22 protein-coding genes are annotated in these 23,442 nt (G+C 71.0%); 12 read left to right on the forward strand and 10 right to left on the reverse strand.

Annotated features, from left to right (window positions below; all coding sequences use genetic code 11):
- Positions 1-32: 32 nt before the first annotated feature.
- The 3 genes from V6R91_RS03275 to V6R91_RS03285 form a co-directional block, all read right to left on the reverse strand.
- Positions 33-2,069, reverse strand: coding sequence for a vWA domain-containing protein (locus V6R91_RS03275; protein WP_336394152.1), 2,037 nt, complete (start codon positions 2,067-2,069; stop codon positions 33-35).
- 120 nt (positions 2,070-2,189) lie between these two features.
- Positions 2,190-2,747 (reverse strand): hypothetical protein, encoded by a 558-nt coding sequence (locus V6R91_RS03280; protein WP_336394153.1) that lies wholly within the window; start codon positions 2,745-2,747, stop codon positions 2,190-2,192.
- A 126-nt stretch (positions 2,748-2,873) separates the two neighbouring features.
- Positions 2,874-4,319, reverse strand: a complete 1,446-nt coding sequence (locus V6R91_RS03285) for an MFS transporter (protein WP_336395031.1) — start codon at positions 4,317-4,319, stop codon at positions 2,874-2,876.
- A gap of 84 nt (positions 4,320-4,403) precedes the next feature.
- On the opposite strand from V6R91_RS03285, the gene V6R91_RS03290 reads away from it, so the two are divergent.
- From V6R91_RS03290 to V6R91_RS03320, 7 genes are all read left to right on the forward strand, one after another.
- Positions 4,404-5,981, forward strand: a complete 1,578-nt coding sequence (locus V6R91_RS03290) for an MFS transporter (RefSeq protein ID WP_336394154.1) — start codon at positions 4,404-4,406, stop codon at positions 5,979-5,981.
- 75 nt (positions 5,982-6,056) lie between these two features.
- Positions 6,057-6,545, forward strand: coding sequence for a cation:proton antiporter regulatory subunit (locus tag V6R91_RS03295; RefSeq protein WP_336394155.1), 489 nt, complete (start codon positions 6,057-6,059; stop codon positions 6,543-6,545).
- 1 nt (position 6,546) lies between these two features.
- A complete protein-coding gene (locus tag V6R91_RS03300) occupies positions 6,547-7,746 on the forward strand; it encodes a cation:proton antiporter (RefSeq protein ID WP_336394156.1) in 1,200 nt (399 codons plus the stop codon).
- A 205-nt stretch (positions 7,747-7,951) separates the two neighbouring features.
- Positions 7,952-9,823 (forward strand): molecular chaperone DnaK, encoded by a 1,872-nt coding sequence (gene dnaK, locus V6R91_RS03305; RefSeq protein ID WP_336394157.1) that lies wholly within the window; start codon positions 7,952-7,954, stop codon positions 9,821-9,823.
- Positions 9,824-9,825: 2 nt separating this feature from the next.
- Positions 9,826-10,452 (forward strand): nucleotide exchange factor GrpE, encoded by a 627-nt coding sequence (locus V6R91_RS03310; RefSeq protein ID WP_336394158.1) that lies wholly within the window; start codon positions 9,826-9,828, stop codon positions 10,450-10,452.
- A gap of 18 nt (positions 10,453-10,470) precedes the next feature.
- The gene (locus tag V6R91_RS03315) at positions 10,471-11,469 is read left to right on the forward strand and encodes a DnaJ C-terminal domain-containing protein (RefSeq protein WP_336394159.1); all 999 of its coding nucleotides are present in this window, start codon (positions 10,471-10,473) and stop codon (positions 11,467-11,469) included.
- 31 nt (positions 11,470-11,500) lie between these two features.
- A complete protein-coding gene (locus tag V6R91_RS03320) occupies positions 11,501-11,980 on the forward strand; it encodes a heat shock protein transcriptional repressor HspR (RefSeq protein WP_336394160.1) in 480 nt (159 codons plus the stop codon).
- A 9-nt stretch (positions 11,981-11,989) separates the two neighbouring features.
- On the opposite strand, the gene V6R91_RS03325 is transcribed toward V6R91_RS03320, so the two are convergent.
- Positions 11,990-12,637: a hypothetical protein gene (locus V6R91_RS03325; protein WP_336394161.1), complete on the reverse strand. Its 648-nt coding sequence runs from the start codon at positions 12,635-12,637 to the stop codon at positions 11,990-11,992.
- A gap of 150 nt (positions 12,638-12,787) precedes the next feature.
- On the opposite strand from V6R91_RS03325, the gene V6R91_RS03330 reads away from it, so the two are divergent.
- The gene (locus tag V6R91_RS03330) at positions 12,788-13,201 is read left to right on the forward strand and encodes an MmcQ/YjbR family DNA-binding protein (RefSeq protein ID WP_336394162.1); all 414 of its coding nucleotides are present in this window, start codon (positions 12,788-12,790) and stop codon (positions 13,199-13,201) included.
- A gap of 114 nt (positions 13,202-13,315) precedes the next feature.
- On the opposite strand, the gene V6R91_RS03335 is transcribed toward V6R91_RS03330, so the two are convergent.
- Positions 13,316-14,710 (reverse strand): DUF2252 domain-containing protein, encoded by a 1,395-nt coding sequence (locus V6R91_RS03335; RefSeq protein WP_336394163.1) that lies wholly within the window; start codon positions 14,708-14,710, stop codon positions 13,316-13,318.
- 111 nt (positions 14,711-14,821) lie between these two features.
- Between V6R91_RS03335 and V6R91_RS03340 the strand changes: the two genes are divergently transcribed.
- Together V6R91_RS03340 and V6R91_RS03345 are read left to right on the forward strand one after the other, a co-directional pair.
- Positions 14,822-15,919, forward strand: coding sequence for an AI-2E family transporter (locus tag V6R91_RS03340; RefSeq protein ID WP_336394164.1), 1,098 nt, complete (start codon positions 14,822-14,824; stop codon positions 15,917-15,919).
- A 37-nt stretch (positions 15,920-15,956) separates the two neighbouring features.
- Positions 15,957-17,051: a DUF998 domain-containing protein gene (locus V6R91_RS03345; protein ID WP_336394165.1), complete on the forward strand. Its 1,095-nt coding sequence runs from the start codon at positions 15,957-15,959 to the stop codon at positions 17,049-17,051.
- Here V6R91_RS03345 and V6R91_RS03350 read toward each other — a convergent pair whose 3' ends face one another.
- Positions 17,052-18,416, reverse strand: coding sequence for an ion channel protein (locus V6R91_RS03350; RefSeq protein WP_336394166.1), 1,365 nt, complete (start codon positions 18,414-18,416; stop codon positions 17,052-17,054). It abuts the gene before it with no gap.
- A 111-nt stretch (positions 18,417-18,527) separates the two neighbouring features.
- On the opposite strand from V6R91_RS03350, the gene V6R91_RS03355 reads away from it, so the two are divergent.
- A complete protein-coding gene (locus V6R91_RS03355; RefSeq protein ID WP_336394167.1) occupies positions 18,528-19,343 on the forward strand; it encodes a potassium channel family protein in 816 nt (271 codons plus the stop codon).
- Positions 19,344-19,411: 68 nt separating this feature from the next.
- Here V6R91_RS03355 and V6R91_RS03360 read toward each other — a convergent pair whose 3' ends face one another.
- From V6R91_RS03360 to V6R91_RS03370, 3 genes are read right to left on the reverse strand one after another with little or no spacing between them, the layout of a single operon-like run.
- Positions 19,412-19,747 (reverse strand): SHOCT domain-containing protein, encoded by a 336-nt coding sequence (locus tag V6R91_RS03360; protein ID WP_336395032.1) that lies wholly within the window; start codon positions 19,745-19,747, stop codon positions 19,412-19,414.
- 29 nt (positions 19,748-19,776) lie between these two features.
- Positions 19,777-20,193, reverse strand: a complete 417-nt coding sequence (locus tag V6R91_RS03365; RefSeq protein WP_336394168.1) for a DUF6325 family protein — start codon at positions 20,191-20,193, stop codon at positions 19,777-19,779.
- Between the two features lie 24 nt (positions 20,194-20,217).
- A complete protein-coding gene (locus V6R91_RS03370; protein WP_336394169.1) occupies positions 20,218-20,607 on the reverse strand; it encodes an SHOCT domain-containing protein in 390 nt (129 codons plus the stop codon).
- A gap of 160 nt (positions 20,608-20,767) precedes the next feature.
- On the opposite strand from V6R91_RS03370, the gene V6R91_RS03375 reads away from it, so the two are divergent.
- Positions 20,768-21,895, forward strand: coding sequence for an AI-2E family transporter (locus V6R91_RS03375; RefSeq protein ID WP_336394170.1), 1,128 nt, complete (start codon positions 20,768-20,770; stop codon positions 21,893-21,895).
- 27 nt (positions 21,896-21,922) lie between these two features.
- Here V6R91_RS03375 and cls read toward each other — a convergent pair whose 3' ends face one another.
- The gene (cls, locus tag V6R91_RS03380; RefSeq protein WP_336394171.1) at positions 21,923-23,398 is read right to left on the reverse strand and encodes a cardiolipin synthase; all 1,476 of its coding nucleotides are present in this window, start codon (positions 23,396-23,398) and stop codon (positions 21,923-21,925) included.
- Positions 23,399-23,442 lie beyond the last annotated feature (44 nt).

The raw sequence follows: 23,442 nt of genomic DNA on the forward strand, positions 1-23,442 counted from the left end.
CACACACCGGGATCGACCCGGCGGCCGCCAGGTCAGAAGCTGGTCACCAGGTCGCCGAGCACGGCCTCGAGCTTGGACGGGTCGGTCGCGTCGTAGTAGTGGGCTCCAGTGGCGCCGGAGATCGACTGCAGCGTCGCCACGTCGGCGTCCGCGCCGTATGCGAGCGTGAAGATCAGCACCGGCGTGTCGTGGTGCATGTCCGCCAGGTTCGCGAGCATCTGGTCGGCGCCGATCGTCGGCGCGTTCGGCGCGTCGTTCTCGCCGTCGCTGAGCAGGACGATCGCATTGATGCGATCGCTCGACCACGACGCGGCCTGCTGCGCCGCGAAGGCGTCCACCGCCTGGTAGAGGGGGGTGTCGCCCATCGACGAGAGGCCGCCGAGCGCGCCGAGGAATGCATCGCGCGATCCGCCGATGTCGGCGACCGGTGACACCAGGCCGGGCACCATCGCGCCGTCGGGCGCCTGCGCGAAAGCGGCCAGCCCGACGTCGTCGCCGCTGGTGAAGTGTCCGAGCGCCGCGTCGATCGCCTTCCGCGCCTGGGTCAGCTTCGTGTCGGACGGCGAGATCGCCTCGTCCATCGACCCCGACACGTCGAGGAGGAACAGGACGTTCGCGCGCTTGCGCACCTCGGAGAACGACGCCTGCACCGCGGTCACGACGTCGGCGCCGGGGAACGCGAGCGTGCCCCGCTGCGCGACGTCGAGCCGGCCGACCTGCGCGACGCTCTCGTCGAGCATGCGGTTGAGGTCGCGGTAGCCCGCGGCGCGGACGGCGGCCTGGCCCTGCGCGGTGTGCGCGAAGCGGATGAAGTCCGCCGCGGCCTCGGACTCCACCGGGTCGATCCACGCGCCCGTGAGGCGCACCGCGGGATTGTCGGCCGAGTAGTAGCCGTCCGCCGGATAGATCGGCACCAGCTGCTCCGCCGGCGGCTCGGCCTGCGTCCGGGTGACGCCGTCGCGGCTGGTGATGCCGCGGTTGTAGTCCCACACCGACTTCTCGTCGACGATCACGGCGGACAGGAAGTCGGCGGCGGAACCGGATGCCTCCGCCTGGCGCGCATGCCAGAGGAAGTGCTCGGGCGTCGCCATGTAGTGGCTCGTCGTCAGCTCGTTCTGGTGCACGGCCGCCTGCACGTCGGGGTCCTCGACCTGGGTCGCCGTCAGCGCGTCGAGCGAGCTGGCCGCGGTGCCGTACGAGGCGAACATGGCCGCCTCGCCCGACGTCGCCACCAGCGGGCTCGTCTTGCCCAGCTTGAACGCGCCCCACTCGGGGTGTCCGAGGCCGCTCCACAGATCCGCGTCGCCGGCGGACTCGAACACGGCGGACCACGTCGGAGCCTCGGCATCCCACCCGATCGCCTCGGCCAGGCCCTCGGGCATCGCCAGGACGATGTCGGAGATCGCCACGCTGCTGCCCTCCGCGCGCAGCGAGGTCGCTCCCTCCGCCTGGGCGACGTCGACCCACGTCGACGAGTCGGGCAGCCACACGGCGGGCTTCTGGTCGTCGGAGAGGTTCGGGAAGCCCGCGGCCACCACGGCGGCTGCGACGCCGGACTTGTCCCTGCTGGTGGTCACGGTGACGCACGAGCCGGCCACGTTGCGCGGACTGCTGTTGTACGCGGCGGCGAGACTCTCGACCATCTGGGCGTTCTCGAACGACGACAGCACGTTCACCGTCGTGCAGGGCTCGGCGCCGGCCGCGGCGGCCGGCTCGTCCTGCGGGAACTCGATCAGCTCGACGGCGGCGTCCGCGGGTGCGGCGGGCGCCGGCTCCTCCGCGGCGGGACCCGGCTGAGTGAGATTGCTGACGATCGCGTAGGACACGGTGCTGATCGAGCCGACCAGCACCACGATGCCCACGACCGTCGTCCACATCAGCAACCGGCGGCGGCGGCGCCGGCGCCGGTCGCGGCGGTCGTCGATCGCCGACGGCTTCGTCGACGCGCCGACGGAGGGGGCGGCGGGTGCGGGCGTGGACCTGGCGGGCGCCGGGGTCGTCGACGGACTGGAGGACTGGCCGCGGCGTGGCCCGGGCGCGTCCTCAGTGCCGCGCATGCGATCGCGCATGGGCATCCTCGGAGGTGATGCGGACGTGCGGCCGGGCGGGGGGTCACCGGCCGGATAGTCCGGTCAGGCTAGAGCCTAACCCGAGCCCGCATGGGGGGCGAGGGCGAGAATGCCGGGAGATCACCGCGAAGCGGTGTTGAGCATGCCGATGAGCACCGCCGTCCACCACGCGGCCTGCGAGACGACCGCGCTCCACACGCACCACAGCTGGAGCCGCCTCGGGATCGCGCGGAACCGCGCCCCCTCCGGGAGACGTGCGAGCTCGGCGGTCAGCCGCGTCATCGCGACGCCGTTCATCGCCGCGACGAGCACGGCGACCATCTTGACGGTGGTGAGGGGATCGGACAGATCCGGCTGCAGGAAGGCCCCGGTCGCGAGCAGCCCGCCGATACCGAGCCACGCGAGGCCCGTCACGGTGCGCTCGACCCGCCGGAGGTCGGCGAGGACCGCGCGGCGCAGCATCCAGAGCAATCCGCTCATCTCGAGCAGCACCGCGGCTCCGAGCCCCACGATCACCGCCGCCAGGTGGCCGAAGAGCGCCGGCGTGCGCACCCAGACCGGCGGCGCGACGGTGGTGCCCACCCAGAGGGAGAACAGCAGCGCGATGATGACGCACCAGTACGCCACCGCCCGCCGGTGGCGCGCGGCTCGTCGTCGCTCGGTGAGGGGGATCGTCACGGTGCCTTCCGGGTAGGGCTGCGCTGCGAGTCGCGACGCCCCCCGGGTCGCACCGGTGACCAGGTCACCGCAAGCGAGGGTATCCGATCCTCGCGCCCCCGGTCGTCCCCGACCGGCCCGTCGGACTCATCGCCCGATGTCGCCCGGCCTGAGCTTCACCGGGATGAGCAGCAGCAGGCCCGCCACCAGCACGATGACGATCCCGAGGATCCCGTAGTGGGTCGCGCCGAATCCCGCGATGAACGCCGACCACAGCAGCGGCGAGAGGAAGCTCATCACGCGGCCGGTCGTGGCATAGAGGCCGAACACCTCGCCCTGCATGTCGCGCGGTGTGACGCGGGCCAGCAGCGACCGGCTCGACGCCTGCGCGGGCCCCACGGCGGCCGAGAGGATGATGCCGCCGATCCAGAACACCGGCTTGCCGCCCTCGCGGAGGAAGAAGACGAACAGAGCGCTCACGATGAGGATCGACAGCGCCGCGATGATGACGGCGCGGGCTCCGAACCGGTCGTCCAGGCGGCCGGCGACGATCGTCGAGACGCCGGCGACGAGGTTCAGCGCGATGCCGAAGGCGATGACCTCGGTGGCGCCGAAGCCGAACGACACCGCGGCGAGCACCCCGCCGAAGGCGAAGACGCCGGCGAGGCCGTCCCGGTACACCGCGCTGGCGATGAGGAACCAGAACGTGCTGCGGTGCTCGCGGAACAGCGCGATCACGTCCCGCACGAGGACCGCGTAGCTCTCGAAGAACCCCACGCGCCTGCGGTCGGGGCGAGAGGCCGACTCCGGCACGAGGAAGACGAACGGCAGCGCGAACACGACCGTCCACACGGCGGCGCCGACGGCGATGAGCCGGTACGCCAGGCCGTCCGACACGTCCAGGCCGAACCAGTCGACCGTGTTGAGCACGACCACGATCGCGAGGGCGAGGATGCCGCCGATGTAACCGAGACCCCAGCCCAGGCCGCTGACCCGGCCGATCGTCCTGGGCGTGGAGACCTGCACCAGCATCGCGTTGTAGTTGACGCCGGCGATCTCGGACGCCACCGATCCCAGCGCGACGAGGATCGCGCCGAGCCAGAAGAACATCGTGTCGCTGTGGACGAAGAACAGGGCGAACTGCAGCAGCGCCAGTGCGGCGGTCGCGCCGACGACCCAGCGCTTCTTCGTCCCGGCCGCGTCGGCGCGCTGACCGAGCACCGGGGCCAGGAGCAGGATCAGGATGCCGGCGGCGAAGGTCACCCATCCGTACCACTCCGACAGGTCGGCCAGGCCCGAGCAGTACTCGGTCGCCGCATCCGCCGCCCGCGAGCACACCAGCTCGCCGTCGGCGTTCTGACCGGCCACGCCCTCCGGCAGGAAGCTGTCGGACACCAGGTAGAGCGAGACGAAGACGAAGGTCAGGATGACCGAGTTGAACGGCTGCGTCGCCCAGTCCCACAGCGCCCAGGCGAACACCTGGCGCCGCGGCACCGGGGTGTCGTCGAGGCCGTCGGTGCTCAGCGCCGCGGTCGACAGTGCGTGCTCGTCGGCGGGACCGGGTTCGTCGGGTCCCGGGACGGGGGAGCTCATGTCGGTCACGCTGGGCCCCTTCGATGAACGGCTGGTGCGCATTCACCGTAGCGCCCGGAAGGCCGGTGATGGTTTGCTTCGTTCATGACTGAGGAATCCGCCGCCGCGCCGTCGTTCAACAGGCGCCTCGCCCTCCTGCTCGCGATGGCGATGTTCGTGCTGGTGGTGGACACGTCGATCATGAACGTCTCCATCTCCGCCGTCGTGCGCGAACTCGACACGACGGCGAGCGGCGTCCAGGGCGCCATCGCGCTCGAGGCGCTCGTGTCGGCCGCCTTCATCCTCATCGGGGGGAAGACCGGCGACCTCATCGGCCGCAAGCTCGCCTACATCCTGGGCCTCCTCGGGTACGCCGTGGGCGCAGTGGCGATGACCTTCGCGCAGAGCCTCACCGCCGTCATCATCTTCTGGGCGGTGATCGGCGGGATCGGGGCATCCCTCCTCCTGCCCTCCATGCAGTCGCTCATCCACGGCAACTTCGCCGGCGGCCACCAGAAGCGGGTCTACGCGCTCGTCGGGGCGTCGGCGGCGATCGCCGCGGCGGTCGGCCCGCTGCTCGGCGGATTCATCACGACGTTCTGGTCCTACCGGGTCGCGTTCGCGCTCGAGGCCGTCATAATCGGCGTCGTCCTGCTCGGCATCGGGCTCGTCAAGGACGTGAAGTACACCGGCGACCGGTCCATCGACCTCGTCGGCGCCGGGCTGTCGGTCGTCGGCATGGGCGGCGTCGTGCTCGGAATCCTGGTGTGGCAGGAGGGCGGCGGCTACGTCGGCCTGCTCATCGGGCTCGGCGTGGTGGCGCTCGGGGGACTGGCGTGGTGGCTGAACGCGCGCAAGAAGAAGGGCAAGCCGGTGCTGCTCGATCCGGCGCTGTTCTCGTCGAAGCCGTTCCGCACCGGGGTGAGCGGTCAGCTGCTGCAGCAGATCGCCCTCGGCGGCACGATGATCGTGCTGCCGCTCTATCTGCAGATGGTGCTCGAGTACGACGCGCTGCAGGCGGGCCTGTCGATCGCGCCGTTGTCGCTCAGCATGTTCGTCGTCGCGATATGGGTCGGCCGCCGCGGCAAGGGGCGTCCGGCCAACCTCATCCTCCTCGGGTTCTCGCTGGCGCTGGTCGGGCTCGTCGCGATCGTGCCGCTCGTCCCGATCGCCGACTCGGGGTGGTACCTCGCCGTCCCGCTCGTCATCGCCGGTTCGGGGCTCGGCCTGCTGGTCTCGCAGCTCAACAACTACACGCTCTCGCCGGTCTCGGACGAGCGGGTGAGCGAGGCGGCCGGCGTCAACTCGGCCGCGGGGTCGTTCGGGCTCTCGTTCGGGCTCGCGTTCGCCGGCGCGATCATGCTCGCCACTCTCGCGGCGACCTTCACGTCGATGGCGTACTCCAGCACGGTGCTCGACGCGCAGCAGCAGGAGCAGGTGGCGACCGTGCTGGAGGAGGACGCGCAGCTGATGTCCAACACCGGCCTGGAGGAGCTCCTGGCCGACGAGCCGCCGGAGGCCGCCGACGAGGTGATCCGCATCAACACGGAGGCTCGTCACATCGCGCTCCAGGTCGCGCTCCTCATCCCGATCCTCGCGACGGTGCTGGGCGTGCTCAACGCGTTCCGCATGCGACGCCTGCCAGACCCGAAGCCGACGAGCGCCGAGACGCTCCTGGCCTGACGCGGTCCTGCGCGCCCGGCCTCCGCCGCGCGGGATCGTCCCCCGCAACCCCGGCGGCAGTGGAATCATGAGGGCATGTCCGTGCATGTGCAACGTGCAGAGCTGCCCGGGATCGGCGTGCGGCACGACCTCGAGACCAACGCCGGTCGCCGGCTGTCGGTCGTCACCTTCCGTGACGGCGGGCGCGAACTCGCCATCGCGGACGAGCGGGATCCCGACCGCGCCGCGCAGCGCGTCGCGATGACCGACGAGGAGGCCACCGCCCTGTCGGAGGTCCTCGGCGGATCGGTGATCCTCACCCAGCTCGCGGGGCTGCGGGAGCAGATCGACGGGCTCTCGACGGCCAACATCACGCTGCGGGCCGACAGCCCCTTCGCCGGCCGCCGGCTCGGCGACACGCGGGCGCGCACCGTGACCCGGTGCTCGATCGTGGCGATCGTCCGGGGTGGCGGCGTGCTTCCGGCGCCCGGCCCCGCCGACCTCCTGATGGTCGGCGACACGGTCGTCGCCGTCGGCACGCCCGACGGCCTCGAGCATCTCGCGCGCATCATCGACGGGGTGTGACATGGACGACGGAGCGCTCGTTCTCATCGAGATCGGCGCGCTCCTCCTCGGCATCGCCCTGCTCGGCCGGCTCGCGGGCAGGATCGGCATCTCTCCGATCCCGCTCATCCTCCTGGCGGGACTCGCGTTCGGAGAGGGAGGCCTCCTCCCGTTCAGCGCGGGCGAGGAGTTCATCGAGGTCGGCGCCGAGATCGGCGTCATCCTCCTGCTCCTGCTGCTCGGGCTGGAGTACACCGCCGACGAACTGTTCGGCAATCTCCGCCGTTCCCGCCGTGCCGGCGTCCTGGACGCGGTGCTGGGCGCGGCGCCCGGGGCCCTCGCCGCGCTGATCCTCGGCTGGGGGCCGGTGGCCGCGCTCGCACTGGCGGGCATCACGTGGGTCTCGTCGTCGGGGGTGATCGCGCGGATGCTGCAGGACCTGGGGCGCCTCGCGAACCGCGAGACCCCCGTCGTGCTGTCGATCCTCGTCATCGAGGATCTCGCGATGGCGTTCTACCTGCCGATCCTCACGGCGGTGCTCATCGGCCTGGACCCGGGGGCGGCGGTCGTGACCGTCGTCGTCTCCCTCGCCGCGGTGACCCTGATCCTGTACATCGCGCTGCGCCACGGCAAGGTCGTCTCGCGCCTGGTGTGGTCCCGCAACGCCGAGGTGCTGCTGCTCTCGGTGCTCGGGCTCACGCTCATCGTCGCGGGGCTCGCGGCCCAGGCGAACGTGTCGGCCGCGGTCGGGGCCTTCCTCGTCGGCATCGCGATCTCCGGACCCGTCGCCGCCCACGCCCACCGGCTGCTGTCGCCGCTGCGGGACCTGTTCGCCTCGGTGTTCTTCCTGTTCTTCGGCCTGTCCACCGATCCGGCCGACCTCGTCGCCGTCCTCATCCCTGCGGCCGTGCTCGCGGTCGTGACGATGGCGACGAAGGTCCTGACCGGATACCGGGCGGCGCGGGCGGTGGGCATCGCCGAGGCCGGCCGATGGCGGGCGGGCTTCGCGCTGACCCCGCGCGGGGAGTTCTCGATCGTCATCGCGGGGCTCGCCGTCGGCGCCGGAGTCGACAGGTCGCTCGCTGCGTTCGCGACGGCCTACGTGCTGATCACGATGATCGCGGGCCCGCTCCTGGCGCGGGTCCCCGACGCCGGATGGTTCGCGGCATGGACGGGGCGCGTGCAGACGAACCGCCGGGCGTCCGGGGCGAGGGCATCCTGACCTACGCACACCCCGATGCGCCGCGTGTCGCCGAGTGAACTTGAGTCCATCCGTATCAAGTTTGATTTGACGGATGCCGGCACCCGGCGTATGGTTGAGCCATCGCGACTCAACCCTCACGTTCGAGCGGTCGAGGGTGCGAGAAGGCTTCCCGTAAACCCCGGGTGGCGGCATCCGTCTCCACCCACACGAAGGAGAGAAACACATGGCACGTGCTGTTGGAATCGACCTCGGTACGACCAACTCGGTCGTGAGCGTCCTGGAGGGCGGCGAGCCCAAGGTCATCGCGAATGCCGAGGGCTTCCGCACGACCCCGTCGGTGGTCGCATTCACGAAGGACGGCGAGGTGCTCGTCGGCGAGACCGCCAAGCGCCAGGCCGTCACCAACGTCGACCGCACCGTCTCGTCGGTCAAGCGCCACATGGGCACCGACTGGGGCTTCGACGTCGACGGCAAGCGCTGGACGCCGCAGGAGATCTCGGCGCGCATCCTCCAGAAGCTCAAGCGCGACGCCGAGCAGTACCTCGGCGACACGGTAACGGATGCCGTCATCACCGTCCCCGCGTACTTCAACGACGCCGAGCGCCAGGCCACGAAGGAGGCCGGGGAGATCTCGGGCCTGAACGTGCTGCGCATCATCAACGAGCCCACCGCCGCGGCCCTCGCGTACGGACTCGACAAGGGCAAGGAGGACGAGCTCATCCTCGTCTTCGACCTCGGTGGCGGTACCTTCGACGTCTCCCTGCTCGAGGTGGGCAAGGACGACGACTTCTCGACCATCCAGGTGCGCGCCACGGCCGGTGACAACCGCCTCGGCGGCGACGACTGGGACCAGCGTGTCGTCGACTACCTGATCAAGCAGTTCAAGGACACCACCGGCGTCGACGTCTCGGGCGACAAGATCGCGCTGCAGCGTCTGAAGGAGGCCGCCGAGCAGGCGAAGAAGGAGCTCTCCTCGTCGACGAGCACCTCCGTGAACCTGCCGTACCTCTCGCTCACGGACTCCGGCCCGGTGTCGCTCAGCGAGACGATCACGCGCGCGAAGTTCGAGGACCTCACCAAGGACCTGCTCGACCGCACCAAGAAGCCGTTCGAGGACGTCATCCGCGAGGCCGGCATCAAGGTCGGCGACATCGACCACGTCGTGCTCGTCGGCGGCTCGACCCGCATGCCCGCCGTGTCGGAGCTGGTCAAGAAGGAGACCGGCGGCCAGGAGCCCAACAAGGGCGTGAACCCGGACGAGGTCGTCGCCGTGGGCGCTGCCCTCCAGGCCGGCGTCCTCAAGGGCGAGCGCAAGGACGTCCTGCTCATCGACGTCACCCCCCTGAGCCTCGGCATCGAGACCAAGGGCGGCATCATGACCAAGCTCATCGAGCGCAACACCGCCATTCCGACCAAGCGCTCGGAGACCTTCACGACCGCCGACGACAACCAGCCGTCGGTCGCGATCCAGGTCTTCCAGGGCGAGCGCGAGTTCACCCGCGACAACAAGCCGCTGGGCACGTTCGAGCTGACCGGCATCGCGCCGGCGCCGCGCGGCATCCCGCAGATCGAGGTCACCTTCGACATCGACGCGAACGGCATCGTCCACGTGTCGGCGAAGGACAAGGGCACCGGCAAGGAGCAGTCGATGACGATCACCGGCGGCTCGTCGCTGCCGAAGGACGACATCGAGCGGATGGTGCGCGAGGCCGAGGAGCACGCGGCCGAGGACAAGAAGCGCCGTGAGGCCGCCGAGATCCGCAACCAGGCCGAGACGCTGTCGTACTCGATCGAGAAGCTCATCAAGGAGAACGAGGACAAGCTCCCGGCCGAGGTGAAGACCGAGGTGCAGGGCGACGTCGACGCCCTGAAGACCGCTCTGGCGGGCGAGGACGACGACGCAGTGAAGACCGCGTTCGACAAGCTCTCGCAGTCGCAGACGAAGCTGGGCGAGGCCATCTACGCCTCGAGCCAGGCCTCGCAGCCGACCGATGCCCCGACCGACGCGCCGGCCGGCGACCAGCAGGACCAGGCGACCTCCGATGAGGATGTCGTCGACGCCGAGGTCGTCGAAGACGAGGACGAGAAGAAGTAATCATGGCGAACAAGGACCACAATCCCGACCCGGTCGAAGAGCCGGAAGACGGCGGCGAGGTCCGGCCTGAGGGTGAGGGGCCGGAGGCGGACGCCTCCGGCCCCGCGCCGCAGGACGCGGGCGACGCCGACGGCGAAGAGCTGACCGTGGACGACATCCTGGGTGCGCAGCAGAACGCGGATGCCGCGGCCGAGGACGCCGTGATCGCCGACCTCGAGTCGCAGCTGCTGAACGATCTGAAGCGTTTGCAGGCGGAGTACGCCAACTACCGCCGCCGCACCGAGGAGCAGCGCGAGGTCGAGATCGAGCGCGCCAAGGGAGCGGTCGCGAAGGGCCTGCTGCCCGTGCTCGACGACCTCGACCGTGCCGAGAAGCACGGCGACCTCGAGGAGGGCTCGCCGTTCGCGGCGATCGCCGAGAAGCTCCGCGGCGTCGCCGAGCGGATCGGGCTCAGCACCTACGGTGCGTCCGGCGAGGTGTTCGACCCGCAGCAGCACGAGGCGATCTTCCAGGCGCCGACCCCGGGTGTGACCGAGACGACGATCCTCGAGGTCGTCGAGATCGGCTATCGGCTCGGCTCGGTGGAACTGCGTCCGGCGAAGGTCGTCGTCGCTGTGCCGGCCGAGTAGCACCGGAGAGGGGCATCCATGGCCAGTCAGGACTGGTTCGACAAGGACTTCTACTCGGTGCTCGGCGTCGCCAAGGACGTCAGCGAGGCGGACCTGAAGAAGACGTACCGCAAGCTCGCCCGCCGGTACCACCCCGACTCCAACCAGGGTGACGCGGCCGCCGAGGCGAAGTTCAAGGAGGTCAGCGAGGCGTACTCGGTGCTCTCCGACCCCGAGCAGCGCAAGGAGTACGACCAGATCCGCGCAATGGGCTCGGGTGCCCGCTTCACCGCGGGCGGCCAGGGCGGCGCCGGGGGCTTCGAGGATGTCTTCTCGATGTTCAACCAGGGCCGCGGTGCCCGGTACCAGTCCGCCGAGGACTTCGACGACATCTTCGCGATGTTCAATCAGCAGCAGCGCGGCACCGGGTTCGGCACGGGCCGGTTCGGGCAGCCGAGCGGGGGCTTCCGCGGCTACGGCGGCCCGACCCGGGGCGCCGACGTCACGGCGCGCACGACGATCGACTTCATCACGGCGACCAAGGGCGAGACGATCACGCTCCAGGGCGACGACGGCAAGCCCTTCAAGGTGAAGATCCCGGCCGGCGTGTCCGACGGGCAGAAGATCCGGCTCCGCGGCCGCGGCCGCCCGTCGCCCGACGGCGGCGAGCACGGCGACGTCGTGGTGCAGGTGGCCGTGCGGCCGCATCCGGTCTTCACGCGGGAGGGCCTGAACCTCCGGGTGGTCGTGCCGGTGACGTTCACCGAGGCGACGCTGGGTGCGACCATCGAGGTGCCGACCCTCGGCGGCGACCCGGTGCGGCTGCGCGTCGCGCCGGGCACCCCCTCCGGCCGCGTGCTGCGGGTGAAGGGTCGCGGAGTGCAGACGAGCAAGGGCACCGGCGATCTGCTCGCCGAGGTGCAGGTGGCCGTGCCGTCGCACCTCGACGACGCCGCCCGCGAGGCGCTCGAGCGGTTCCAGAGCCTGGAGCCGAAGGAGAACCCGCGCGCCGACCTCATGACGAAGGCGCGGGGCTGACATCCTCGTTTCGGGACGTGAGGAGGTGACGATGATGACCGAGAACGAGATCGACGAGGATGCCCCGATCTTCGCGATCGCCGTCGCCGCCGAGCTGTCGGGCATGCACCCGCAGACGCTCCGTCAGTACGACCGGCTGGGTCTGGTCGTGCCCGCCCGCACGCAGGGCGGCTCCCGGCGGTACTCACTGCGCCACGTGGAGCAGCTTCGCGAGGTCGCGCGCATGTCGTCCGACGGCATCGGCCTTCCGGCGATCATGCGCATCCTCGAGCTCGAGAACCGCGTGCAGGAGCTCCACGGCCGCGTGCGCGACCTCGAGGACCGCATGCGCGCCGAGCTCGAGAAGCGTCCGGGTGCGCGCGTCTTCGCGGCCGGCTCGACGGGCTCGGTGGTGACGCTGCGGCACGGCACCCGCGTGCGCCGGGCGACCGAGATCGTCGTGTGGCGCCCGCGCACACCGATCGCGCCGGCGACCGGCGATGCCGATCGGCCCGGCGGTCCGGCATCCTGAGCGGACGCCTCAGCGGCGGCTGGGGCGCAGCGCGCGCCAGATGATGAACGTGCCGGCGGCCACGATCGCCAGCGGCCAGGCCAGGTTCAGCACGAGAAGCCACTCCGACGCTCCCGCCAGCACGACGAGCGCGGCGATCGCGAGCGCCCCGGCAGGGATCAGCGCCCACCACCGGCGCGTCTGGCCGCCCGGCAGCAGCGCGACCAGTGCGAACGTCACGGCCGCGCCGGTCAGGAAGACGGCCCCGACGACGGGACCGCTCGCCGCCGCCGCGATGGCGGTGACGATCGAGAGCGTCAGCAGCACCCCGGCCGGGATGATCGCCCACCAGCGGCGGTGGTCTCGCAGGTAGATCGCCGCAAAGCCGACGCCGAGCAGGGCCAGCATCGGCACCTCGGTCCACTGGCCGAGTCCGTCGGGGTCGAGTTCCATCAGCGGTGTGACGGCGGCGCCGGCGAGCGCCGCACCGGGGATGGCGGCCCACCACGCGTCGGCGTCGGCGAAGAACACGTACCAGAACGCGCCGCTCGCCACGGCCAGCACAGCGGCCCAGACGGGGCCGGGGATCGTCGCCCACCCGGCGATCTGGATGAACAGCAGCACGCCGGCGACGAGGACGACCGCGCCGAGGGTGATCTGCACGGGCAGGCGCTTCATGATGTGCCTCACTTCCGGATCGAGCCCGCGAGGGCTCCACCGCACACGCTACGAGCGTGCGGGCACGCCCGGGTGAGCCGAAGGTCCCGTGGTGTCCGTGCGCCGGTGCAGCCGGTTACGCGGAAGCCACGGGTGCGACACCATGGGGGCATGGCGACCCTCGATGACGTGCGCGCCATCGCGCTCGACCTGCCGGACGTCGTCGAGCGCGTCGACGGGCACCGCGGCGGGGCGACCTGGCGCACACAGGCCGGCGCCTTCGTCTGGCAGCGCGGCCCGAGCCGGCGCGACCTCGAGCAGCTCGAGGCGCTCGGCCGCAGCTGGCCGGCGGGCGACATCGTGGGCGTGCGCACCGACGGCCTCCAGGTGAAGGAGGCGCTGCTCGAGACGTATCCCGACGCGTTCTTCACCATCCCGCACTTCGACGGCTTTCCCGCGGTGCTCGTGCGGCTCGACGCCATCGCCGCCGATCACCTGCGCGAGGTGATCACCGACGCCTGGCTGCTCAAGGTCACCAAGCGCGTCGGACGGGAGTGGCTCGAGTCCCACCCGCCGTCCGCCTGACGCCGGGCACGGAATCGGAGGTTCTCGGCGACACGCCGGGCCGCGGCATCCGTGCTCCGGCGTGTCTGCACAGACCCCCGACGCTGTGTACGCACGCCGCCGCCAGGGCCGCCGTCAGACCGCGTCGACGTTGCGGTGCCGGCGGAAGAGCTCCCAGTCGGCGTACGAGAGCGCGGCGTACGCGTACGCCCACTCCAGGATCGCCTCGCCCACGGCCTTGCCGCGGCCGACGTAGCCCGAGACCGTGGCCGCGTCGGGCGACTGCCCGTGCGCACGGGCGAGCGTCGCCGCGCACGCGTCGGCGTACCACCGGAAGGGGACGTCGTCGAGCGTGTCGATCTCGAAGCCGCCCTTCATGTCGTGGAACTGCCGCACGTAGAAGTCGCGCTGGGCTCCCTCCGGCGAGCGGCGCACGTGGCCGAGGAACGGGTCCGAGACGGCCTGCAGGATGCGCTGCATCGCCACGACGCGACCGCCCTCGCCGTGCTGCTCGATGTAGCGGGTCACCCCGGGCGGCTGCTCGATGCCGCCGTGCTCGATGAGGACGCTGCGGCCGGCCTCCTTGCCCTGCAGGATGAGCACCCCGTCGTCGCCGTCCTGCATCGACAGCAGGAAGCAGCGCGTGCCGACGCTGCCGACGCCCACCACCCGCAGCGACACGTCCGAGAGCGAGTACTTCTGGAGGAGGGCGCGGATGTCGACGCTCACCGACTCGCGGAACTGGTCGAGCACGCTCAGCACGCGGCCCTCCATCAGCGCGCCGACGTGCGTCATGGTGGGCGGCGACTCGACGAACACGATGCGCCCGTCGTCGTCGAACGTGGTGAGCTTCCGGGCGGCGCGCTTGCCGGTGCGCCGCTCGGCGTCGCGGACGGCGCCGGCGATGACGTCGCGGGTCTCGGCGTCCGCGGCCTCCTCGGCCGCGAGCGCATCGAACCGGTCGTAGTAGCGCTTCAGCGGGCTGCGCTTGGCGCCGGCGCGCAGCGACCGTGCGTAGGTGCGCACCGCCTCGAGCGCCGCGTCGCGGATCACCCGGTCGTCGCGCGACGTGGACTGGCCGGCGATGACGATGCTCGTGACGAGGCGCTTGAGGTCCCACTCCCAGGGCGCCCACGCGGCCTCGTCGAAGTCGTTCAGGTCGAACACGAGGGTGCGCTGCGGCGACCCGTACAGGCCGAAGTTGGCCACGTGCGCGTCGCCGCACGACCCGACGAGCAGATCGGTGCTCGGTGAGCGGCCGAGGTCTGCCGCCATGAGCGCCGCGGTGCCGCGATAGAACGCGAACGGGTTCGCCGCCATGCGCTCCGTGCGGATCGGGACCAGCTCGGGAACGCGCGTCTCGTCCTGCGCGTCGAGGATCCCCATCGGATCGCGCTCGCCGGTCGGCAGGACGGCCAGGGACTCGCGCGGCGTCCGCTCGCGCGCCGCACGGCCGTCGTCGAGGTGCTGCTGCAGCGATCGCGGGGCCGCCCAGCTCTGGGCGATCGGGCTCGTCTCGGTCAGTGACATGCGCTCAGTGTGGCATCACCGGACGCATGCGCGACAGGGAGCGCGGCCCGGCGCCCACGATGCGAGCGCGCCGTTCCCGCCGCGGTGCGAAGACCTCGGTACCCTGACGCCGTGACCCGCGCTGCGCCGCCCGCCCCGCCGGCACCCGTGCTGTCGCCGGGTGCGAGGGTGCTGATCGTGCTGGCGGCGTCCGTGATCGTGCTCGCGGGCGTGTACTTCGCGCGCGAGCTGGTCGGGCCGCTCGCGCTGGGCATCGTGCTCGTCGTGATCTGCGAGCCCGTCCGCCGCCCGCTCGATCGCCGCGGCTGGCCGCGGTGGGCGGGCACCACCGCGGTCATCCTCGTCGCCTACCTGGTGCTGGCGCTGATGGGACTGCTGCTGTGGGTGGCCGGCGCGGAGTTCGCGCAGCTCGTCAGGGACTACCTCGACCAGCTGCGTGGCGGCGTCGACGACTTCCGCGCCTGGCTCGCGTCGGCAGGGCTCGCCCAGGAGGCGACGGATGCCGCGGCCTCCGTCCTCGATCCGCAGGCGCTCGTGCAGCTCTTCTCGAGTTTCGGGGGGACGGTGCTCGCCGTCCTGACGGCGCTCTTCTTCGTCGTCTCGTACATCATCTTCACGGGGGCCGACGCGGCACGGTATCGCGACGCGGAGCGCGTGTTCGGCGCCGAGCGCCGACCGGTGCTCGCGCGGGTCCGGCGCCTGAACCGCGGCATCCGTCGCTACTACGTCGTGAACGCGTCGTTCGGCGCCGTCGTGGCGATCATCGACGGACTTGCCCTGTGGGCCTTGGGCGTGCCGGCGCCGATCGTGTGGGCGGTGCTGGCGTTCGTGACGAACTTCATCCCGAACATCGGCTTCGTCCTGGGCCTGATCCCGCCCGCGGTGCTCGCGTTCGTCGTGGGCGGCTGGCCGCTGCTGCTCGCGGTGATCGCGGTCTACAGCGTCGTCAACGTCGTGCTGCAGGTGCTCGTGCAGCCGAAGTTCGTCAGCGACGCCGTGGACCTCAGCCTCACGCTGAGCTTCTTCTCGGTGATCTTCTGGACCTTCGTCATCGGCCCGCTCGGCGCGATCCTGTCCATCCCGCTCACGCTCTTCGTCCGGGCGCTCGTCCTCGAGGGCGATCCGGGCACGCTGTGGCTGCGCTGGCTCTCCGGCGACCGCACCGCGACCCCCGCTTCCGCGGCGCGAGACGCCGTCCCTCCTTCCTGACCCGACCCCTCGCTCACCCTCGCACCCGGAGGCAGTCATGACCCAGACCTCACTCGACTCGAAGGTCCCCGACGAGCCCGCGACGCGGCGCAGCCTCACCGCGACGCTGTTGCTCGACGCCTCCAGCGAGCGCTCGCTGGAATCCCTCGCCCTCGGCGTCGGCGCGCTCGCGTTCGTCGTCGTCGGGCTGGCCGCCCTCGCGGCGTTCGGGCTCCAGCCCGCGCCGATCGCCGGGCCCGGGTCTGCTGGACAGTTCGCCGCGATCGCCTCGGGCGTCACGGCGCTCGCCGCGGTGATCGCCGGCCGGTTCGCGGTCCACGTGCGCGACGGCCGCAGCCGGTTCAGCGTGCTGGACTACCTCGACGTCGCGGCCCTCGCCTTCGCGCACGGCGTCATCGCGCTCCTGGGCTGGACGCTTCTGGCGGTCATCCTGGAGCAGGCGTTCATCGGCGCTCAGGTGTTCCCCGTGGCGGCGATCCTCCTCAGCGGCGCGGCGGCGGCGGCGAGCGGGTACGTCGCCTTCTACTCGGCGAGCCACATGGACCTGCAGCTGCTCGCCGCCGTCCTCGCCGTGTTCCTGGTGTTCGGAGTCCTCGCCAGCATGCTCACCGCCAGCGACCCGGACTGGTGGAAGGACAACCTGAGCGCCCTCGGCATGTCGTCGAACGTGTCGGCCTTCGCCTTCAACATCACGATCATCGTCGCCGGCTTCCTGGTGACGACGCTCGCGCGGTACTCCACACGCGGCATCCCCACCGACAACCCGAAGGGCGTCGGGCGGGTTCGGGTCAGCCTGATCGTGGTCGGAGTGTTCCTCGGGCTGGTCGGGTTGTTCCCCGTCGACGATTTCTTCGCCCTGCACACCGGTGTCGCCTCCGGCATGGTCGTCGCGTACGGCGTGCTCGTCATCGGGCTGCCCCGATGGATCACCGGCATCCCGCGCGCGTTCGTGGTGCTCGGCTGGCTGTTCCTCGGGGTCACGCTCGTGCTGGCGGGGTTCTTCTTCGCCGGCTACTACACGCTCACGGCGGTGGAGCTGGTCGCCGGCATCCTGGTCTTCACGTGGATCGTGCTGTTCATCCGCAACGCCGCTGCCCTCGAGCAGGACTCGCGCGCGCCCGCAGCCGGCTGATCAGTCCCGGGTGGCCGACGTACCGTGCCCCGCCGATCGGCGTTCCCACGGCAGGGCGGCGGGCGACCGCTCGCGGGCGAGGTCCTCGGGCGTGATCAGCATCGGCCGCGCCCACGTGACCGCCAGCCACGCCGGCAGCACGATGATGCAGAGCATCGGCAGCACCGTGATGTCGTCCACCATCGCCACCGCCACGAACAGCGCGACCCAGCCGTCGCGGGCGATGGCGATCACCACGCCCAGCACGCCGCAGGCCACTGCGAGCGAGGGGGACATGCCCGGCACGAGGGCGCTGCCGAGGAGTCCCGCCGCCACTCCGAGGAAGACCGCGGGGAAGATCCGCCCGCCGCGGAAGCCGGCGGATGCCGCGACGACGAGCGCCGCCAGCTTGACGAGCAGGATCAGCACGAGCTGTGCCGGTGGGTGGTCGCCCGGGTCGGCGAGGAGCTCGGCGCTCTGATCCAGCCCCTTGAACAGGGTGAGGGGTCCGCCGATCGCGCCGAGGGCGCCCAGTACGATGCCCCCGGCGACGGTGAAGAGGAGCGGATGCCGCAGCGCGTGGAAGGCGCGGTGCACGAGGGGGAAGAGGTAGACGCCGACCAGCGCGAACGCGGCGGCCGCGCACGCGATGAGCGCGCCGCGGAGCAGATCGAGCGGCTGCGGTGTGCCGTAGGGCGCGAACGGCGCCGCCGCGCCGAAGCCGCCGCCGAGCAGGAAGGTGGTGACCGAACCCGCTCCTGCGGCGACGAGCGGCAGGAACAGCTTGTCCCACAGCGACCCGCCCATCGCGAACCCGCCCACCATGCCGGTGAACACGAGGGCGGCGGCCACCGGCGTGCCGAACAGGGCGCCGATCGTCGCCGAGATCGCCAGCGCCCCCACGAGCGGCGCCGGCACCGCGCGCGCGATGCGGGCGACGAGGGCCACCGCCAGCGAGACGTTCACCGCGATGATCGGGTTCTCGGGCCCGAGGCTCACCCCTCCGGCGAGGCTCAGGATGAGCACCACCGCGAGCCCGGGGAGGGCGGACAGCGGAATCGGTGTCGCGGCCAGCTCGGTGGTGGCTGAGTCGGGCCCCGCATGCCCGGGCACGAGCCACACCACCATCCCCACCGCGACGCCGGTGGCGGTGAGGACGGCGAAGATCCACCACCCCGAGTCCGGGTCGATGCCGAGGGAGCCCGGGATGCTCGTCCACAGCACATCCTCGAGCCGGTCGGCGATCTCCTCGAGCACCCGGAGCGTGAGCGCCGACAGCACGCCGATGAGGATCGCGGGGATGGACAGCAGCACGAGGCGGCGGACGGTGAGCCGCGGCGCCGGTGCTGCGGCCGGCTCCGGCGAGGGCGCGGTGGGGCCCGACATGGCCACACCCTAGCGGCCGGGACGCGCGGATCGCGAGCGATGCGCGGTGCGATCCCGGCGCGCGGGCGCGCCTGCGGGCCGTCGCGCGGCCCCATGCGCCATGATTCGGCTGTGGACGAGCGAACCTGGCACGCACGCACCGAGACGGTGCTCGTCATCGCCGGGCTCGCCTACCTGGTGGCGTACTCGTGGCGGGTGATCGCCGACCTCGACGGGACGGCCCGCACGATCGCGACGACGGTCGTGTTCGTCACGTGGGCGATGTTCATCGTCGACTATCTCGTCCGGCTCATGCTGGCGGAGGACCGTCGCACCTGGTTCCGCACCCACCTCGCCGCGCTGACGTTCGCCCTCATCCCTGTGCTGCGCCTGGTGCGTCTGCTGCGGGTGCTCACGCTGATGCCGGGCCTGAGAACCACGGCCGGCGGGGTGCTGCGCACCCGCATCCTCGTCTACGGCGCCGGTGCCTCGGCCATCCTCGTCTACATCGCGTCGCTGGCGGTGCTCGAGGCCGAGCGTCACGCGCCGGATGCCGACATCACGTCGTTCGCGATCGCCCTCTGGTGGTCGTGCGTCACGGTGACGACGACGGGTTTCGGCGACTACGTGCCGGTGACGGATGCCGGGCGATGGGTGGGCGTGGGCCTGATGCTGGGCGGAGTGGCGCTGGCCGGCGTCATCACCGCGACGCTGGCGTCGTGGGTGCTCGAGCGGGCCGCCCGCGATCGCGACGACCAGGAGCCCGCGACCCGCGCCCAGGTGCGTGCGCTCATGGCGCGGATCGAGGAGCTGTCCGCGCGACCTCCGGGCGGTGATGCCGGACCCGGCGGACGGCCGTCCGGGAACCCTCCGACCGGCGGTGGGGGAGGCGGACACCATCATCCGGACGGGATCGGCGACGGCGGGGACGACCGGCCGGGCGGCTGAGCGGCTGCGCGCCGCGCCGGAACGGCGAGGGCCGCCCCCCAGGGAAGCGGCCCTCCGGCGTGCAGCGGTCAGCCGAGCAGCTTGGCCTTCGCGGCGGTGAACTCCTCGTCCGAGAGGATCCCCTGCGCGTGCAGCTGGGCGAGCTGGCCGAGCTTGGCCATCATGTCGTCGCCCGCGGCCGGCGCCGCCGGCGCAGGCGCCTGAGCGGCCTGGGCGTTGGCGACGGCCTGGGCTGCGGCCTGGTCCATGGCGGCCTGCTGCTGGGCGGCCTCATAGGCCTCCTGCTGCGACTGCTCGTAGTACTTCTCCTGCTGGCGGTGCTGGACGCGCCCCGAGACGGCGGTCGCAGTGCCGGCGACCACCGCCGTGCGGGCGGCCATTCCGATGAGGCCGGGGCGGCCCATTCTTCCCAGTGGCATGTCTTTCTCCTCCTTCAGTCCGCGTGCTCGGAGAGGAACGCGTTGACGACGGGTGCGGGGATGCCCTCGCGGGCGATGACGGCGCCGCCGGCGTCGAACAGCGCGGCCGCGAAGGACTTCGCCCACAGCAGCTCGACGACGAGGATCGCCGCCGACTTGCCGGGCTCGAGGCTCTCGGCGAGGTAGAGGATGTCGTCCTGGCCGGCGAGGCCCGCGAGGTCGAGAGCGGGGGCGCCGTCATCGACCGTGTCGGAGAGCTCCAGCACCTCGATCTCGCCCTCGGGTGAACGCCGCGCGAACACGAGGTCGAGCAGGTTGACCGTACCGGAGTCCACGAGGTCGTCGATCGCCTGCAGCACGGCAGGGCCCGGCCGGTCGCCGTCGAACGCGATCGCATAGAACTCGATGGGCCCGTAGTCGAATGTCGTCATGTCAGTCCTCCTGATCCGTGGCGGCTAGGCCGCCAGCGCCTTCGCCTTGAGGGCGTCGAACTCGGCCTGCGTGATCGCGCCGGAATCCAGCAGGGTCTTGGCCTTGGCGATGTCGTCGGCCGCGCTGGTCGTCGTCCCCGCCGTCTGACGGATGTAGGCGTCCTGCGCGGAGCGCATGGCCTGGGCCTGCTCGATCGACCGCTTCTGCATGCCGTTCCCGCGTGCGATCAGGTAGATCAGCGCGGTGAGGAAGGGCAGGAAGATCAGGAAGATGATCCAGACGGCCTTCAGCCAGCCGTTCAGCGAGTCGTCGCGGAAGATGTCGGCGATGATCGAGAACACGACCATCAGGTAGGCCACGAACACGAAGATCCAGAAGAACCAGAGAATCAGGTCCCAGATACTGCCACCCATGCCAGGGGTCCAATCGTCGGGACGGGCAGCGCCCGTCGCTGTGAGATGAGCGCCCGCCTCGGCGGCGGGGGCCCTTGGCGGTGAGACTACCTCCGATTCCACGCGGATCACATGACGCGATTTAGACGATTTGCGGGCGTCTTGGGGGCATCATGTCCCCATGACCGATGAACCAGTCCTCGCCGACTCGGGTGTCGCCGGTGCGCCGGTCGATGAGCGGCCGCGAGGCTTGGCCCGCATCAGCGCGGCGCTCGACCACCCGCTGGCGACCGGCTTCCTCGTGACGATCGGCGTGCTCGCGGCGCTCGTACTGGGGTCGGCGATCGGCTCGATCTCGACGATCCTCGTCTACATCATCCTCGCGATGTTCCTGGCGGTCGGGCTGGACCCGCTGGTGCGCATGCTGGAACGTCACCGCGTCAAGCGCAGCATCGGCATCGCGATCGTCTTCTGCGGTTTCGCCCTCGTGATGGTCGCGGTCTTCGTGTTCGTGCTGCCGCCCGTCATCGCCCAGGTCGTGCAGCTCGTGCAGGCGATCCCCGAGCTCGTCGAGAACATCCCCGCGTCCGAGTGGTTCGCGCGGCTGGCCCCGGACGCCCAGGTCGCGGTGCTGGGCGCGCTCGAGCAGGTGGCATCCTGGATCTCCGCGCCGTCGACCCTCGCGATGCTGGGTGGCGGAGTGCTGGCGGTCGGGGTCGGCTTCGTCGCCGCGATCTCGGCGAGCTTCATCGTCATCGCCCTCACCCTCTACTTCCTCGCGTCGCTGACGGCGGCCAAGCGCGCCCTCTACTCGCTGGCGCCGGCGCGCAATCGCCCGCGGCTGGAGGACCTCACCGAGCGCATCACCGGCTCGGTCGGAAGCGCCCTCATCGGCTCGGTCATCCTCTCGTCGCTCAACGCGGCCGCCGTCTTCGTGCTGCACCTGGTCATCCAGCTGCCGTTCCCCGCGCTCATGGCGGTGATCGCGTTCGTCGTCACCCTCATCCCGCTGTTCGGCTCGGTCATCTTCTGGATCTTCGCGTCGGTCATCGCGCTGTTCACGAGCCCCACGCAGGCGCTGATCTTCTTCGTCGCGTACCTCGTCTACATCCAGCTCGAGTCGTACGTCATCAGCCCGCGGGTCATGAACAAGGCGATCGAGATCCCCGCCGCCCTCGTGCTGATCGGCGCCCTGGCCGGCGGCGCGCTCGCGGGGATCGTCGGCGTGCTGGTCGCCCTGCCCGTGATGGCCTCGATCCTCCTCATCATCCGCGAGGTCGTCGTGCCCCGCCAGGACCTCAAGGTCTGACGCGCGCGAAGACCGGACGGCCCGCGGTCAGTTCAGCGCGGACGTGAGGCGCATCAGGCCGTCGAGGAACGTGGCCCGCGCGGGCTCGCGACGCCATTCCTCCAGGGTGAGCTCGCGGCCCGCGTCGCGGTACGCCTGCTCCACCTCGCGCATCGCGGTGACGAACGACGCGCCGCGCACCATGAGCGACACCTCGCTGTTGAGGCTGAACGAGCGGATGTCCATGTTGCTCGACCCGATCACGGCGATGTCGTCGTCGATCGAGAAGTGCTTCGAGTGCAGGATGAACGGCGCGGGGTAGAGGAAGATGCGCACGCCCGCCTCGAGCAGGGCGGTGTAGTACGACCGCTGCGCGTGCCACACCATGAACTGGTCGCCGATCTCGGAGACGAACAGCTGCACCTCGAGGCCGCGCTGGCACGCCGTCGTGATGGCGTAGACCATGGCCTCGTCGGGGACGAAGTAGGGACTCGTGAGGATGACCTTCTCGGTGGCGCCGTAGATGAGCGAGAGGAACAGGCGCAGGTTGTTCTCGGTGTCGTAGCCGGGACCGCTCGGCACCACCTGGCACACCAGCGCATCTGGCGCATCGGATGCCTCCAGCCGGCCGGCCGGCACGTGCGCCGTGGCCGACAGATCCTCGCCGGTCTCGATGAGCCAGTCCGAGAGGAAGACCGCATTGACCGCGGCCACCACCGGTCCGGAGAGCCGGGTCATCAGCTCCTGCCACTTGAGGCCTCGCTTGATATTCTTCGGGGAATCGTAGCTGCGGTCGATGAGGTTCTGCGACCCCATGAATCCGACCCGCCCGTCGACGACGACGATCTTGCGGTGGTTGCGCAGGTCGGGTCGCTGGTACTTCCCCTTGAACGGCTCGACGGGGAGCATCCACGACCACGTCACGCCGATGCGATCCAGCTCAGCGAACGTCGCCTTCGCGTTGGCGAGCCGCCGCGTGGCCACGTAGTCGGCGAGAAGGCGCACCGTCACCCCGCGCGAGACCGCCCGCTCCATCGCGGAGAAGAAGCCGCGGGTGGTGTCGTCCCACGCGACGATGAAGAACTCGACGTGCACGAAGCTGCGGGCGGTGTCGATCTCGGCCGCCATGGCGTCGATCGACGCCTGGTAGTCCCCGTACAGCGTCGCCTCGTTGCCCGACGACGCCGGCAGCGCCGTGAGGTTCTCGTTCTGCTCGACCACGCGCTGGAACCACCGCGGCCATCGGGTGTCGGAGGCCTGCAGGCCGTTCGAGTTCACGCGGCTGCGGATGAGGCCGTCGATGCGCGCCTGCTCCGCGCGCCGGCGCTGCGGGAGCCGGAAGTTGCCGATGACGAGGTACAGCACCACCCCCAGCCCGGGGAGCACCACGATGAGCAGGATCCACGCCATCGCGGCCGTCGGCTTGCGCCCGCGCGGGATGACGATGAGGGCGGTGATGACGATCGCGGCGTGCACGAGCGCGGCGAGCGACCACGACAGGTTGGCAAGGAGAGTCGAGTCCACGGGCTCAGTGTGGCACCCGCCCGCCCCGGCGCGCGTCGTGCACC

It is taken from the genome of Microbacterium sp. CCNWLW41, from assembly GCF_037083505.1.

Bases quoted from the DNA above. Each gene is read 5' to 3' on its own strand.
- V6R91_RS03275 (WP_336394152.1), bottom strand. From the start codon at position 2,069: ATGCGCGATCGCATGCGCGGCACTGAGGACGCGCCCGGGCCACGCCGC.
- V6R91_RS03285 (WP_336395031.1), bottom strand. From the start codon at position 4,319: ATGAGCTCCCCCGTCCCGGGACCCGACGAACCCGGTCCCGCCGACGAG.
- V6R91_RS03290 (WP_336394154.1), top strand. From the start codon at position 4,404: ATGACTGAGGAATCCGCCGCCGCGCCGTCGTTCAACAGGCGCCTCGCC.
- V6R91_RS03295 (WP_336394155.1), top strand. From the start codon at position 6,057: ATGTCCGTGCATGTGCAACGTGCAGAGCTGCCCGGGATCGGCGTGCGG.
- V6R91_RS03300 (WP_336394156.1), top strand. From the start codon at position 6,547: ATGGACGACGGAGCGCTCGTTCTCATCGAGATCGGCGCGCTCCTCCTC.
- dnaK (WP_336394157.1), top strand. From the start codon at position 7,952: ATGGCACGTGCTGTTGGAATCGACCTCGGTACGACCAACTCGGTCGTG.
- V6R91_RS03310 (WP_336394158.1), top strand. From the start codon at position 9,826: ATGGCGAACAAGGACCACAATCCCGACCCGGTCGAAGAGCCGGAAGAC.
- V6R91_RS03315 (WP_336394159.1), top strand. From the start codon at position 10,471: ATGGCCAGTCAGGACTGGTTCGACAAGGACTTCTACTCGGTGCTCGGC.
- V6R91_RS03320 (WP_336394160.1), top strand. From the start codon at position 11,501: ATGATGACCGAGAACGAGATCGACGAGGATGCCCCGATCTTCGCGATC.
- V6R91_RS03325 (WP_336394161.1), bottom strand. From the start codon at position 12,637: ATGAAGCGCCTGCCCGTGCAGATCACCCTCGGCGCGGTCGTCCTCGTC.
- V6R91_RS03330 (WP_336394162.1), top strand. From the start codon at position 12,788: ATGGCGACCCTCGATGACGTGCGCGCCATCGCGCTCGACCTGCCGGAC.
- V6R91_RS03335 (WP_336394163.1), bottom strand. From the start codon at position 14,710: ATGTCACTGACCGAGACGAGCCCGATCGCCCAGAGCTGGGCGGCCCCG.
- V6R91_RS03345 (WP_336394165.1), top strand. From the start codon at position 15,957: ATGACCCAGACCTCACTCGACTCGAAGGTCCCCGACGAGCCCGCGACG.
- V6R91_RS03350 (WP_336394166.1), bottom strand. From the start codon at position 18,416: ATGTCGGGCCCCACCGCGCCCTCGCCGGAGCCGGCCGCAGCACCGGCG.
- V6R91_RS03360 (WP_336395032.1), bottom strand. From the start codon at position 19,747: ATGGGCCGCCCCGGCCTCATCGGAATGGCCGCCCGCACGGCGGTGGTC.
- V6R91_RS03365 (WP_336394168.1), bottom strand. From the start codon at position 20,193: ATGACGACATTCGACTACGGGCCCATCGAGTTCTATGCGATCGCGTTC.
- V6R91_RS03370 (WP_336394169.1), bottom strand. From the start codon at position 20,607: ATGGGTGGCAGTATCTGGGACCTGATTCTCTGGTTCTTCTGGATCTTC.
- V6R91_RS03375 (WP_336394170.1), top strand. From the start codon at position 20,768: ATGACCGATGAACCAGTCCTCGCCGACTCGGGTGTCGCCGGTGCGCCG.